This is a genomic window from Vibrio sp. AK197, assembly GCF_053903115.1.
Genome location: NZ_CP096429.1, coordinates 206,156 through 220,671, shown reverse-complemented (window position 1 = coordinate 220,671; position 14,516 = coordinate 206,156). Strand labels below are relative to the sequence as shown.

Annotated in this window: 13 protein-coding genes; 7 read left to right on the top strand and 6 right to left on the bottom strand. The window is 41.4% G+C overall.

Features of this window, described 5'->3' with window-relative positions; translation table 11 throughout:
- The first annotated feature begins 73 nt into the window (after positions 1-73).
- Together M1D72_RS00980 and M1D72_RS00975 are read left to right on the top strand one after the other, a co-directional pair.
- Positions 74-955 carry a LysR family transcriptional regulator gene (locus M1D72_RS00980; protein ID WP_456295199.1) on the top strand — a complete coding sequence of 294 codons (882 nt, stop codon included), beginning with the start codon at positions 74-76 and terminating at the stop codon, positions 953-955.
- 139 nt (positions 956-1,094) lie between these two features.
- Positions 1,095-2,936 (top strand): sensor domain-containing phosphodiesterase, encoded by a 1,842-nt coding sequence (locus M1D72_RS00975; RefSeq protein ID WP_456295198.1) that lies wholly within the window; start codon positions 1,095-1,097, stop codon positions 2,934-2,936.
- Positions 2,937-2,971: 35 nt separating this feature from the next.
- Here M1D72_RS00975 and M1D72_RS00970 read toward each other — a convergent pair whose 3' ends face one another.
- Both M1D72_RS00970 and M1D72_RS00965 read right to left on the bottom strand, forming a co-directional pair.
- The gene (locus tag M1D72_RS00970) at positions 2,972-4,279 is read right to left on the bottom strand and encodes a peptidoglycan DD-metalloendopeptidase family protein (RefSeq protein ID WP_456295197.1); all 1,308 of its coding nucleotides are present in this window, start codon (positions 4,277-4,279) and stop codon (positions 2,972-2,974) included.
- A gap of 170 nt (positions 4,280-4,449) precedes the next feature.
- The gene (locus M1D72_RS00965) at positions 4,450-4,749 is read right to left on the bottom strand and encodes an isoamylase early set domain-containing protein (RefSeq protein WP_390193072.1); all 300 of its coding nucleotides are present in this window, start codon (positions 4,747-4,749) and stop codon (positions 4,450-4,452) included.
- 394 nt (positions 4,750-5,143) lie between these two features.
- Between M1D72_RS00965 and M1D72_RS00960 the strand changes: the two genes are divergently transcribed.
- The 4 genes from M1D72_RS00960 to M1D72_RS00945 all read left to right on the top strand — a co-directional run bounded on the left by M1D72_RS00960 (position 5,144) and on the right by M1D72_RS00945 (position 9,116).
- Positions 5,144-5,818: a YoaK family protein gene (locus M1D72_RS00960; RefSeq protein WP_456295196.1), complete on the top strand. Its 675-nt coding sequence runs from the start codon at positions 5,144-5,146 to the stop codon at positions 5,816-5,818.
- A 215-nt stretch (positions 5,819-6,033) separates the two neighbouring features.
- Entirely contained in the window at positions 6,034-7,404 is a 1,371-nt protein-coding gene (locus tag M1D72_RS00955; RefSeq protein WP_456295195.1) for a YjiH family protein, read from the top strand.
- A 163-nt stretch (positions 7,405-7,567) separates the two neighbouring features.
- Positions 7,568-8,020 (top strand): hypothetical protein, encoded by a 453-nt coding sequence (locus tag M1D72_RS00950; protein ID WP_456295194.1) that lies wholly within the window; start codon positions 7,568-7,570, stop codon positions 8,018-8,020.
- Position 8,021: 1 nt separating this feature from the next.
- On the top strand, positions 8,022-9,116 hold the full coding sequence (locus M1D72_RS00945) for a GGDEF domain-containing protein (protein WP_456295193.1): 1,095 nt from the start codon (positions 8,022-8,024) through the stop codon (positions 9,114-9,116).
- Here M1D72_RS00945 and M1D72_RS00940 read toward each other — a convergent pair.
- Together M1D72_RS00940 and M1D72_RS00935 are read right to left on the bottom strand one after the other, a co-directional pair.
- Positions 9,106-9,549, bottom strand: a complete 444-nt coding sequence (locus M1D72_RS00940; RefSeq protein ID WP_456295192.1) for a low molecular weight protein-tyrosine-phosphatase — start codon at positions 9,547-9,549, stop codon at positions 9,106-9,108. The genes M1D72_RS00945 and M1D72_RS00940 overlap by 11 nt on opposite strands.
- A complete protein-coding gene (locus tag M1D72_RS00935; RefSeq protein ID WP_456295191.1) occupies positions 9,542-10,624 on the bottom strand; it encodes an O-antigen ligase family protein in 1,083 nt (360 codons plus the stop codon). Before M1D72_RS00935 ends, M1D72_RS00940 begins: the two co-directional genes overlap by 8 nt.
- 616 nt (positions 10,625-11,240) lie before the next feature.
- Here M1D72_RS00935 and M1D72_RS00930 point away from each other — a divergent pair.
- Positions 11,241-12,209 carry a porin gene (locus tag M1D72_RS00930; RefSeq protein ID WP_456295190.1) on the top strand — a complete coding sequence of 323 codons (969 nt, stop codon included), beginning with the start codon at positions 11,241-11,243 and terminating at the stop codon, positions 12,207-12,209.
- A gap of 61 nt (positions 12,210-12,270) precedes the next feature.
- On the opposite strand, the gene M1D72_RS00925 is transcribed toward M1D72_RS00930, so the two are convergent.
- Positions 12,271-12,708, bottom strand: a complete 438-nt coding sequence (locus tag M1D72_RS00925) for a hypothetical protein (RefSeq protein WP_456295189.1) — start codon at positions 12,706-12,708, stop codon at positions 12,271-12,273.
- Between the two features lie 408 nt (positions 12,709-13,116).
- Positions 13,117-14,025 carry a hypothetical protein gene (locus M1D72_RS00920; protein ID WP_456295188.1) on the bottom strand — a complete coding sequence of 303 codons (909 nt, stop codon included), beginning with the start codon at positions 14,023-14,025 and terminating at the stop codon, positions 13,117-13,119.
- Between the last annotated feature and the right edge of the window lie 491 nt (positions 14,026-14,516).

Here is a 14,516-nt window from a genome sequence, read left to right as displayed (position 1 = left end):
GACTATTGCCTTTTGTGTGATAATACTTAGAAATGGAAACATATTCATTCCACAAAGGACGAAGCAGGAGATTATGGATTGGATCCAAAGTGTCAGAAGCTATATCGCAGTTGTTGATGAAAGCAGTTTTAATGGGGCCGCGCGTAAACTTGATACCACAAGCTCGGCAATCAGTAAGCGTATCCACTTACTGGAGGAAAGAATTGGTGTTCAACTTTTAAAGCGAACAACACGATCAGTCACACAAACGGAAGCAGGAGCGCTGTTCTATCAGCGTGCCAAAGGACAATTAGACAGTTGGCAGTCTTTGATTGATGAGACGCGCTCAGTAAATCAAACCCCCGCTGGGTTATTGCGCATCGGTGCAACGCTTGCCGTCGGCTCTAAGTTCTTAGTTCAGTATCTTGATGACTTCTTGCACAAATACCCAGAAATTCGCATCCAACTCACGACCACTACGCCCGGGCAACTACCTGAATTACGTCTCGATTTATTTATCAGCCGTGAGATTGAGCAATTAAATTCGTTAAGCTATAAAGCGACCGCTCTGTTTGAGCACAAAGCTGGCTTTTATGCGTCACCGAGTTACATTGCCAACTATGGTGCTCCCCAAACCATACAAGAGCTGGAACAGCACAACTCACTGATCTGGGGAGAACGAACACAACGAGAGATCAAATTATCAGGAGGCGAGCGCATCACATTGAGTGGGAATTTTGCCACTACCAACCCAGAAGCTCTATTTTACGCAGCAAAAAATGGCATGGGCATCTTGCTGACCAACGATGTAATGATCAAAGAGGATCTTCAGCTAAACAAGCTGACTCGCATATTACCCGCCATTCACGCTGATGAAGCTACCGTGTATGCGTATTATCCAAAACTGGAATACCAGCATACACGCACGAAATTGTTTTTAGACTATCTAAAACAACGCCTCAATGAAGAAAATTAGATAAAACATAATCTTATAATCTAAACTTAACAATCCTGCCGGGAAGTTGAAAAAAGACAAATGCTATACCATAGTAATTATGGTGCATATGATTGTTATTCTTAACAATGCTTTTTAACGACCGCGTGGGTGCTTAGATATGACGAATAATTCACAACTCACTAGTACGATTGATCTTTCTGTTGTGAACGAAACTCTGATTCTAGATGGCGAAGAACTATTGCAAAAAGTTACCTATGAATTGCATCGTCATCTTGGCTCTTTTTGTACCGTAATATTTGATATTGATAAGTTTCATTCCAAAGCAAGACCTTTAGCGTGTTCAAGCCAAGATAACGCAAATAAAGTTTCGGCCTTTTTTGTTCGCGGCACGGCCAGTGAGCATGTTATTAACTCCGGTCAAACAGTGAGTATTTACCGTTCAGGGCTTAAAGAAATATTCAAAAAAGATGACTACGTACAGAGCCATCAATTGGAAGGCTATGTCGGTGTGCCACTGAAAACAAAAGCCGGCGAGATCATCGGCATCCTAGTGTCGACTTTCGATTCGACCATCGATGAGGAACAAAACGTCATTTTTCATCACCTACTTTTTGCGAATGTGGTGGTGCATAGCCTTCGCTCTAAATGGCTATCTGCACGCTCGGATAGCTTAGTTAATCAACTCAGTTACGAAGTCTCACACGACAATTTAACTGGCTTAATGAATCGCAGTTTTTTGTCAGACAAGCTCGAATATTACGCTGCAAATAGTAAAGAAAACTTCACGCTTGCTTATCTGGATATTGATAACTTTAAGTCAATCAACGATCTCTACGGCAATTACATTGGTGACCAAATTATCCGATTTGTGGCTAACACTATCTTGCAATCCGTGCCAGAAGATCAACTCTCATTTCGTATAGCTGGTGATGAATTTGCATTCATTACGTTTTCCAGCGACCCACTGGCGATATGTTCAAACATCATAGATAAATTGGACGCCGGCTTTATTGACTCTTCACACAACATAAAAGTTAGCATTAGCATCGGTGTAGCTCGTAAAGTGGATACTCATCAAACGGCAGATCAATTAATTCTCAACGCGACTTTAGCACTGAAAGCGTGTAAGCAGAATCGTACCAATAAAATTCAATGCTATGATACCCACCTAAGCGCTCAATACTACCGAAGAACCATGGTCATTGACGCATTGAGAAATGAGCTGAACAACCCCCTCTCTGCCGACAGCGAAATTTATGTACTGGTACAACCCATTGTCGATAAAAACGATCCTAAGTGGCGCCACTACGAGATTCTTGCTCGCTGGCATAGCAAAACGCTTGGTGCCATCTATCCTATGGAATTTATAGAAGCTGCGGAGCAATCAGGGTTGATTGTCGATCTAGGAGAACGAATTATAGAACTCGCTTGCGAAGCCAAAAAGCAACTTGAGGAAGGACTAGGTCATACCGTTAGGCTAAGTCTCAACTGTTCAGCCCATGAACTGAATGACTCTGCTCGCTATTTAGACCATTTGTTACACACTATTAATAAATTTCAATACGCGCCAAGCGATTTTACGATTGAACTGACTGAAACGGTCTTATTGACCCAAACCAGTGAGGCCCGCAAAATTTTGGACCGTTTACGTAGCCTTGGGTTTACTGTTGCTTTGGATGACTTTGGTACAGGTTACTCAAGCTTAAACTATATCCACAGTTACCCCATTGACTGCATAAAAATCGATGCGACTTTTGTACGCAACATGTTGTGTAACGAGACATCAGAACGAGTGGTATGGCTGATCATTCAACTGGCAGAACAACTGAAAGTGTCTTTAGTCGCTGAAGGTGTTGAGACGAAAGAAGCTTTAGAGAAACTTCATGATATGGGTTGTAAAAAAATTCAGGGTTATTATTTTTCCAAGCCAGAAACGCCCTCCAGTTTAATACATCATCTGAGAGACTCTGGCATAACCCCTAAGGCCTCAAATCAATAGCCCCCAATGGAGGCTATTTTATTCGCTGCCGCTTATTAGCTGGCTGGAGGAGTATCACCTTGGCTTGCGAGTTGGAGCTCCTGCGCTTTTAGCATTTGGTCTAACTCATCACGACGTGATTTAAACGCAGTCATCTCTTTTTTCGGTACTGAACTGGCCATTGGGATATTAGCGGTCACAGGATTAACAGGGCGTCCTCGAACAATCAGCTCATAGTGGATATGAGGCCCAGTCACTCGGCCAGTTTTCCCAGACAAACCGATACGTTGACCACGCGTCACTTTCTGCCCTTTATGCACTAAAATTTTGCTCAGGTGAAGATAGCGCGTTTTGTATGTATTACCATGTTGGATAACAACGTAGTTCCCCGCATAAGGGTGTTTGCGCGTCATAATAACCACGCCATCCCCTGTGGCTACAATGGGAGTCCCCGTCGGCGTTGCCCAGTCGGTTCCGTTATGTGGCGCGATACGTCCAGTCACTGGGTGCCTACGATTAGGATTAAAACTTGAACTAATACGATAATTTCCAGCAACAGGGCGGCGCTGAAACGCTCGCTGCAAACTTTCACCATTTTTATCGTAGTATTGACCATCGGAATGCAGGTAAGCACTCCATACTCGACCACGGTTAAAAAGTTTCACGGCTTGAATTTCACGATTACCAGTTAATGTATCGCCAACATATTGTCGAGACTGAACCAGTTCAAATTTGTCACCTGCACGCAAATCGCGAGCAAAGTTAACCTTATCTTTAAGCAGAGCCACAACCTGCTCAATTTCTGCATTCGTTAGGCCAAGTTTTGCCACTGATTGAGAAAAACTACCATGAATCTCGCCAACCAAAGGCAATTCCTTCCAAACTCCAGGAATTTTTACATCTTTATATTCGTACGTTCCATCATCCAAGCGTGTATAAACGACACGTTCTACAACGCTGAATTCCAATTCCATTTTTTGCAGGCTAACACCATTTTCTGAGCGCCAAAAGCGCAATGTGTTACCTGGCTTCAAGGTATCTAAAGCAAGATAGTTTAAGTCCGTCTCCATGACTTTCATTAAGTCACTGTAACCAAAACCAAGCTGTTCAAAGATTTTGCTTAGGCTATCACCTGGCTGAATCACATACTCATAATCTGGTAAGTGATAAATATCCGCCGCGTCAGATAGCAAAATGTTATTGACGATTTCGGTTTCTGGGAGAGAGAGTTCGACTGTACCTTGAAGGGAAGATTCGGTAAGTGCAACAATTCCAATAGCAGCAGCGATAGGAAAACTTAAAAGTGCCGTCAATTTCAGTAATGGCAACTCAGTAAAACGAGTTGTGATAGATTTGGCGTTCACACTCTATCCTTGCTTATCATCTGGATTGAAAAGCATAAGATTACGGATTTTTATAAAAAAGTCACCTTTGAGATAGGTGATGTTGATAAAAAAAAGGCGAATCAACGCCTTTTTTTTAGATGAAAATCACCGATTAGTGATCTATTTATCTCTATTATCAGAAGGTTATTTTATTCATAAGTTGAAACAAGCCCATTATCAGAACCAAATCCATTTGGTCTATATAAGTCCGCCTGAGGGTCATTGACCCAGCGCTGGTCATCGATTAAGTAGCGAAACTCGAATTGACTGTCTTTGGGTAAGCGAGTTTTAAAGCGAAATGTTTTTCCTTTTCCGGTACGTCGCATCGCGATTGGCTGCCAATCTGAAAAGTCCGCGACCAGCACTGCGCTGCTGTCTACTTGTTCTTCTGGTAACTCAAAGGTCACTTCAACTTCATCTTTCGTTTTAAAAAAGCGTTTATTAATCATTTCCAACTCCAAGTCGTAGTACACAATAACTTACCCAGGGTGACTGGGTGCAAGTGGCAGCAAAGTAACGATTAAACAGTGCCCTCACTCTATTTCGAGCCTCTTATTGGTACCACTGAGGTATGGGCTCACATGAAAAAGTATAGTGAGACTTAGTTTACCCTCTACACAAATTAATTTGATGTACATCACGCTCTGAGAGTTAACAAAGGATGAAACCCGATTTAAACAGGGTAAATGAATAAAAGTCGCTGTGTATGACTGTCGCGGCTTTAACTCGTAAACCCATCTCGACGCCATAGACTATGCCTTAGATCAATGTAAAGCTTGAGTTATGACTACTTTTATCACTTCGCTCTCGTTATAATTTGTGCGCTTTTTTAAGGAGTGTTACTTGATTTCACGATTACCAAAATGGGTTGAATACGGCGCTTTTTTACTTGCTCTGCTGGCAGGATTAGTCAATGCAATAGGTTTGCTTGGCTTTCAACATCAAGCCGTCTCTCATCTATCTGGCACGCTCACGCTTCTAGGAACTCAACTGGGTGTCGATAATCACAGTGCCCTACATTTGCTAATGATTGTCTTAAGCTTCCTGATGGGCGCGATGTTTAGCGGTTGGTTGATCGAGAATACCGCGCTTAAGCTCGGCCGCCGGTACGGCGTCGCATTGTGTGTCGAGGGAGGGCTGCTGGTTGTCGCCCTCAAGTTGTTAGATATTGATCTATTGACTGGGCAATATTTCGCATCAGCGGCTTGTGGCTTACAAAACGCCATGATCACAACCTTCAGTGGCGCTGTGATTCGTACTACACATATGACTGGTATTTTGACCGACATCGGTTTAATGCTCGGCGCTCGCTTACGGGGCGAAGCGTTTGATTTTCGCAAAGCGAAATTATTCTGCTTTATTTTATTGGGCTTTATTGGTGGCGGATACGTTGGCGCGAAACTGTTTGAACATCATCACAATGACGCACTAGCAGCACCCGCGGCCATGGCATTTTGTTTAGCACTTGCCTATTGGAGCTACCTGCTTTTCCTCTCATTTCGCCGTCGTGACATTTGAAACAGAATGACAACCTGTATAACATCCATGATACAAAATCACTAAATATCTTTAGTAAACCACCAATTACACTGAATAATTAACTTAGATTAATGAATAGTGTTGCTAGAAATACAAAATACAGGTAATCTCGCGACCCTGATTAAAAATGGATGTTTAGTGAATAGATATGCCACGGTTGGCTGATATTGACTAGTTGTAACATGAGTGACACGATGCAAGACAACACACAATCCCTTGAGAAAACAAGGACAAAAACGCACTTCTGGACATTTTTGATTCCCTCTTTGTTAGGGGTATTTCTGTTTATGTGCCCTATTCGCTATCAAGGGGACATCACTATTCCAGTTGCAGTGCTTGCCAAATCAATTCAAGCGCTGCTTGGTGACCATTTGGTGACCTTAGTAACGGTTATCATCGCCTTTATGTCGGTGGCATCGTTATTGACTCGCATTCTAAAACCTCGCTTTATTGCTGAGCGTCCATTCTTAAACAGCCTATTTAATCCATCACTATTATGGCTAACTGTACGTTTAATAGGCGGCATCGCTGTTGTCGCAACCTTCTTCCAAGTTGGCCCTGAATGGGTATGGGAGGAAAATACTGGCGGATTGGTATTAGAAGGATTACTTCCAACCTTGTTCTCAGTGTTTATTTTTGCTGGCTTACTCCTGCCATTACTTCTGAACTTTGGATTACTGGAGTTATTCGGTACGCTTCTCAGTAAAATTATGCGCCCACTGTTTAACTTACCAGGCCGCAGCGCCATTGATTGTATTGCCTCTTGGTTAGGTGACGGTAGCGTCGGCATTTTACTCACAAGCAAGCAATATCAAGAAAAATTTTATACCCAGCGTGAAGCAGCGGTAGTGGGAACAACGTTCTCAGCGGTTTCTATCACTTTCAGCTTAGTTGTCTTAGCACAAGTCGAATTAGAGCACCTTTTCTTGCCATTTTACGGGGCGATTTGCCTTGCAGGGCTTGTAGCCGCGGTGATTATTCCACGCTTACCACCACTCAGTTTAAAGAAAGACCACTTTGTTGACGGTAGCAAACCTCAATCAGATGCAGATGCGATTCCTCAAGGACACTCAAGTTTCTCATGGGGAATGAACCTCGCACTTCAAAAAGCCAGCAATGTCGGTTCGTTTACCAGTATCTTTAAAGAAGGCTTAAAAAATGCGGCAGACATGGTATTTGGCGTATTGCCTGTCATTATGGGAATGGGGACGATTGCATTGGTTATCGCCGAACACACCTCCGTGTTTGCTTTTCTAGGGCAGCCATTTGTGCCATTTTTAGAGTTACTTGGTATTCCAGAAGCAGTTCAAGCATCACAAACCATGGTTGTAGGTTTTGCCGATATGTTTATCCCAGCAATTCTGGCTGCTTCCATTGACAATGAAATGACTCGCTTTGTTATTGCTGCCATGTCAGTCACTCAACTTATTTATATGTCGGAAGTTGGTGCGCTGCTGCTAGGTAGCAAGATTCCAGTTAATATTTTCGAACTGTTTGTTATCTTCCTACTTCGTACTTTAATTACGCTGCCGGTAATTGCAGGGGTCGCACATTTGATTTTCTAACCTCTACAAAAATAACGAAAAAAGGCTCCTTATATGGAGCCTTTTGCTTATAAGACATCTATTTTTAATATTAATTGCGTCAATTAATAATTTGCTTGTCGATAAAACACACATATACTAGGCGACCACAAGTCAAATAATAAAAAAGTGGTAAGACCTTACAATGAAATGGATAGCCACATTAGCATTGTTCCTTAATACAATGGCTAATGCCTCGATGTTTTCTGTTACCGTCGGAGACAAGACGCAACAACTTAGTATCGAACAGCTAGAAGTACTTTTTCCTTCTGAGAATATTTCAACAACCCTTCCTTGGTATACGGGAAGCCGTACCTTTACGGGTATACGGCTACTGGATTTACTTGATTACCTTGACGTCACTCCAGATGAAGGGGTGAACTTTCACGCTCTCAACGACTATACCTCTTACACTTCGTGGCAAGATATCCAAGATTACAATCCGTATTTGGTGTTTAAAATGAACGGACAATATATGCGTATTCGAGACAAAGGGCCGCTGTGGTTTATCTACGATTTAGCAACCTACCCTCAATTAGACACCGCCGATTACCGACAACAGATGATTTGGCAAATTTCTGGGTTAACGATTAAATAGTATGCTAACTCAACACGCGAACAATCAATTTACCGTCGGTCACTCCCGAGCTAAAACCTTATTAATCATGTTATCACTGGTGTTGTTCGTCGCGAATATCTATTTTCTCTCTGCGACAAGAGACTTGGCACGAAGCTATTCTGATAGGCAAAACCAAGCTACTTGGTTTCTATTTCAGCTAAGTAAAGAGTTCTCAGAACTCATTGCCTCAGCTCCGTATGCTCATGAAAGTGAGGAAAACCTCAATCATACCTTACTGAAATATGAGCTTACTTGGAGCCGATTTGATCTGCTGATCGATAATAAAGAATTTGATTCGATGATGGATCTTGAGGGTGCTTACGAGTTCTTTATGCATATATTCAGTAAATTTAAACAATTAGAACCAAGCAAAGCTGCATTGAGCAATGCAAATGGCGATCAACAATTTACTCAGGAAATGCAACGCCTCTACTCGACAATGATTCAATTTATCAACGTCAATTTTCGCGTTAAAAGCCCAATTTATCGAACGCAAATGGCGAAAGCTAAAGTGTTAAGCCAGATTCAATTCTCGCTCATGCTGTTACTTCTGAGCTGCGCAGGGCTTGTCGTATATATTCTGCATAAGGAATCTCTGTATCATCGACAGTTAGCGATGATAGATACCTTGACTGGCGTAAAGAATCGACTGGCAATGGTTCACCATGTGGAAGACAAGATAGAGCAGTATAAACCCTTTGCTATCTACTCTTTGGATCTAAATGGCTTCAAAGGTGTGAACGATACTTATGGCCATCAGGCGGGAGATGCGGTTTTAGAAACCCTGGCGCAGCGACTTAATGCTCAGCAAACCGACCACCAATTTAGTATTTATCGCATCGGTGGGGATGAGTTCTCAATTTTATCAGAGCGGGTTGACGAAAATAGTGTGCTGTTTTTGCACCAGCACATTCACAATACGTTTATAGAACCCATTGAACTTGGAGATGGTAATACAGTATCGGTCTCAACCAGTATTGGTTATGCACAATTCCCACAACATGGGAATGATTTAAACCAATTGATCTCCGTGGCCGATAAGAAGATGTATCAAATGAAATTTGCTAAGCGCTAAGGCGCTTAACCCATCCCTGACATGCTTGCTCTATCTTATGGCTGCTCTCGATGCATGCCATCAAACCTTGTCCAAACGGGTCATCTATAGAGCCCGATGCCCATTGACCAAGCAAAAACGTCTTATTCCGAACCTGCTTAAATTGGCTTGCCATGCTATCAATATGAGCATGCTCCATCACCAGAATCAAATCACTCCAATCACACAAAGCTTGAGTGAGCTGCTGCGCTTTATGATCCGTTAATGTAATTCCAATCTGGTTAGCGACATCAATCATCGGAGGATACGCCGAATTACCAACAATATGACTCTTCTCCGTAATCAGTCCGGCAGAAATCACCTGTTTATCAGCCAATTCTCGCTGTAACATACGCTCAGCAATTGGCGAACGGCAAATATTACCTGCACATACCACTAAAATGTGATCAAACACGTGTAGCTCCTCGTAAGCGACGTTGCACTCGAACTGGTTCTAAGCAGCCAGTGAGAGTTAAAAGAACTAAAAATGTCAGCGCATTAGCTGGAGGCTGAAGGTTAAAATCAACTGAAATATGAAGCAGCATACCGACAATCGCCATGAAGCAACCTAATGCGGTGCCTTTCAACGTTTTGCTATTGTGCGTTCGCATAACATTGATGCATTTTTTCAGGCTCCATAAACAGATTGCACCAAGCATCAGCGTCATTGGAATTCCCGCTTCAACAGCAAATTCGACATACTCGTTATGGGCATGATTGTAGTAACCGATGGCTCTTTGCATATAACTAGGAAATGATGAACCAAAGCCCCCCATGCCGACTCCCGTCACAGCGAAGTCTTTGAGCATCGGAATACTCCACTCGACCACTTCATCACGGGTTTCGGTCGCTAAACTGGTCTCAGCAATTTCTTGCTGAACTTGGTCAAAGCCAAACAGCGAACCAATAATCACCGAATCAACAAATAAGATGCTGAGCATAAAAACCACCAAAGCGCGCGGTTTGTCTTTATAAAACATCAGTGCCACTAAACTTCCAAGGACGGTAGCAGCAAAAAAGGCCGCATTCCCCATTCGGGAGCGGGACATGACGAGCGCGATAACCATAATCACAATAGCCATACGCCAAAACATCTTCTGCGAAAGTGCGCCTTTACTCCACCTAAGTAATCGCTGTACCCAAGAGCCTGATGGCGTTGAATGTAATTGGCTCACTATCAAACCAATACCTAAGCACAAACTAAGCAGCAGATAATTGGCAAAATGATTTTTGTAGATGAAACTGCCTGTTGCCGCCTCTTCCAATATCACACTAAAGACTAAGGACTCTCGTTCACCGAATAAATTCTCTGCCGCTCCGTATAAAGCCTGAAAAGAACCGCTAACGACAAACAAAATCACCATAGCACGCACGCGTTCTACTCGGTTTACTAACAATGCAGTACTGACGATGACCATTAAATAAGCCAAGCCTTTATATAAAGATAGAGATGTCGCATAAGGATCTAACGAAATAGGAGCTTTCGCCATATTGAAAGTTAAATAAATCTCCGCTGCTTTTGGAGAAATAGCCCTTAGCAACTCAATAGGGAGATAAATTAACTGGATAGCTGTCCAAATCTGAAAAATAGCGATCGGGACAATTAACCAAAAAAATGGTTTTATTTTACTAAGGAAATGTGCGGTTCCATTTTGCAAATAGATTAAACAGGTCGCTAGACATAAGACGGCAGACCATAGTTCAAAAATAGACATCGCCCAGACACGATTTGATGCTAATGGTATAGGAACCCAAAATAATAAAAGCAGCAAACTCCAAAAACATAGTTTCTCTAAGTAACTAAATTTCAAGAAGATTACCCCAATACCACTTAAAAAACATTGATAATTGCATCACTATATCTTCCCTGAATAATGCTAAAGTTTAAAACCAGTTAGGGAACAAAATCTAGACTAATCCTAACAAAAAATCACCTCTTTTAAGCCTTTCTCATATTTGATACAGAACTAATAAAGTAACTGTAATATATTCTCAACCATAGAATTACAACTACAATATATAATCACTTCTAACTTATGATCTTTGATTTGCACACAAGGATGATTCATCGATTATCATTTATGGATAAATTTTAACGGAAAAATCATGCAAAAAAGACTAATCCAAGCTGGTGTATTACTCGCTTTTTCGAGCCCGTCTATGGCTTACACATTAATTGATACCGACATTGCATACTGGAATGTATACGGCACATTAAAAGCCAGTGCGAAATTTTTAGATGGGCGGGACAATGATTACACATTTGGTGATTCTGAGATCGGCACTCGAGCGCGATACTCTATTTTTGACTCCTTGTCGGTCGCAGCAGGTGTTGAGGCAAATGTAAATTTGGATCCAGACGAAGAACGTGATGAAGACGATCTAGATATGTCTGAATATTACGCCGGTATTTCGCTACGAAATTTCGGAACTATTACTTATGGTAAGCATGCGACCTCATCTGATGATGTCGCCGCTGTCGACTATTCAGAAATCTATGGTGGCAAAGCCAGCCTCAATGCCGTCGGTGAAAAAGACGAAGCCATCAAATACACCTACAATGCTGAGTTATTGCGCCTCAATGCGACATACGGTTTTCCAAATGGTGATAACCAACGTGAACTGAAAGAGCTGTTTGGTAGCTACCGCATTATCGATTTAAAAATTCAAGCGGGTATCGGTAACTCGAAAACAGAAACCACTTTTCGCCGACAAGAATCTACCTACACACAATTGTCTTTCTTTTATAATTATATCGATTATGAACTCGGCACGACTTATTATTACAATAAGTCCGAAAATAAAAATAATTCTCTACGCGATCAAGACAGCCATGCATTAGCGTTCGCAGGGCAATTGGCAATTACACCGGATTTAACCTCGTTTGGTGGCATCGAATACATAGCCAGGGAATCAAAGACGGATTCACTCGATGGTGATGAACAAAATGTGTATCTGGGCGCTAAATATTTATTCGCGGACTTAATCAGAGTTTATGCTGAAGCCAACTATCGTAAAACGTTATCGGGTGACTCTCAAATGAATTATGGTGTCGGTGCCAGTATGTCATTCTAACCAACGTTTTTATTTCAAAAAAAGGCCGATTATATATCGGCCTTTTTGTTTACTACTTTATCTAACTACGAGACACAGGCGCTTTATTCGTAGGAGGGATTGGTGTAGGTATCACTGTCTCCTCACCTGCAGCCGTCTGCTCTGCTAGTTGAGTCGGGTCTAATCCAGCCTCAACCGCCGCGATAGTAATCATTTCATTGGAAATACCGAGCTCTCGTGCCAGCGTAACAAATTCCATCACCATTTCTGGATAATCGACCATAGCCTGAGCCAAAATATCCGACGCCGATTCTGGTTTAAGCTGAAGTAATAAACTTAATACGGAAACCAGATCATCGGGATGCGCTGACAACTGCTGCGAGGTTAATACTCGAACATCTTGCGTTGAGCTTTGAATGGTCGAGGATAACGCTTCTACATCAAACTCTGCACTATGAGCGCTCACAGCAAATACCGATAAACCCACTGCTATTCCCATAAAGGGTGCTTTTATATTCATTATTTACCTTAGAAATCTACTGATTAGCTAATTAAAATAGATAATCGTTGGACGAGACTACAATACCAACCTTCTTTAGGCTAGCGCATACAGCTTTAACGCTCCATTTAACCTAAAAATATACTATACCACCTGATTTTATAGTATCTTCTTCGACTCATATAATGCCAAAAGTGTGATAACCACTTTTCCAAACATTACTAATCGATTTACCTTTTAAATCCTAGCTTATCTCAATCTATGACGCCATTATTTAATGTAACGACTCTATAAAACTTATAAAGGCGACAATAGAGTACCGAGATTAGTGATAGTTTGGTCAGAAATCATCGTAAATCTCAAAAATAAGGCATTATCTACGCAAAAGCCACCCAGGTGGGTGGCTTCTAAACAATACGCAATTAAAGATTACATTGCTGCGTAAGAGCTATCATCCGTCAACAGTGAATATTCGTTACCATCTTCCGTTGTAACAGTAACGACACTAAAGTCATCAGTATCAAAGCCAAGATCACCAATGTACTCTTGCTGAGCATCACTCAGTTCAGAAACTTCATAACCAGAAATATCATCGCTAAACTCAACATCAATATTAGAAACCACTAAGCCTAAACTTACATCAGCGTTATCCGCAAGTAACTCACTATCGAGTGTCAGCGTTTGATCAAAGCCATTGCCTTGAACCACTTCAAAACCTTCAAACTCGATTGTTGAATCACCATTAGTGACAAGGAAATCCAAACCTTCACCACCATCAATGTGACGAGTTTGGCTACTTGATGCAGCCTCTTCTAAGCCTGAAACATCAACAGTGTCGCTCCCTTCCCCTGCGTCAATATCGAACTCAGTGTATTTAGAGTTGTTCACATTTGCCATTTTGATCATGTCAGAACCAGCACCACTGTCGATAGTGAACTCATTACTCCAATGGTCATTGTTAGCATTAACACCCAAAACAATTGAATCATCAGAATCTGATGCAGAGGTGTCAATCTGACCACGTTTTACGTTAAGCACTTCAATGTGGCTAAAACCTTCAGTGGCGCTGTTGGTAATTTGAACATCAACAAAGTTATCCACTTTAATGTAGTCAGCCGACTCATCAATCTTAATTTCTTTTGAGTCGTCGCCATTCCAAGTATCTGAGTCAACTTCAATTGAGGTGAATGGGAAGCCGTAATCGCCTTCACCTTTAATTTCGTAATTCACGCCATCAGAACTGCCTTCACCTGCATTAATTGTAATACCGTTTGACTCGTTTAAATCGCTAGAAGAACCAGAACCGTCGCTGTTAGTTGTACCAAAAATAATACTCATTATACTGCCTTTATTATGTTTAAGTTAATTTTGTATGTATAAATCTTTCAGATTTTGCAATCTAATTACCTCTCTCAAGAGGTGGGAAAATAATAATACAATCATAAACTAATACCAGTTAACCTCCGTGGTTTGGTATTTTTTTGGTACTTATTAAAAATCATTTCATCGCTCTATATAAAATAGAGATTAAAACAAAACATTCCAAAATCTCTATTTATAATTCATGAGATTAAAACGTTGTAAAATGAGAAATTGGCCTTTATCCAAAACGTAATGACTACACAAAAAGTAAACTTAAAGACCACCCAGAATCTATAGTTGAAAGTATCGGCTGTAAAATACACCCAACATAAAAATGACCTCGCCCTGACGTTATAAAGGAATTTGCTTTGGTCTGAATACCAATCCATTATTACAGCCAATAAAAAAGGCTGGTAATTAACCAGCCTTTCAAATCGAATCAAGTTACTAAATGTACATAATGTACA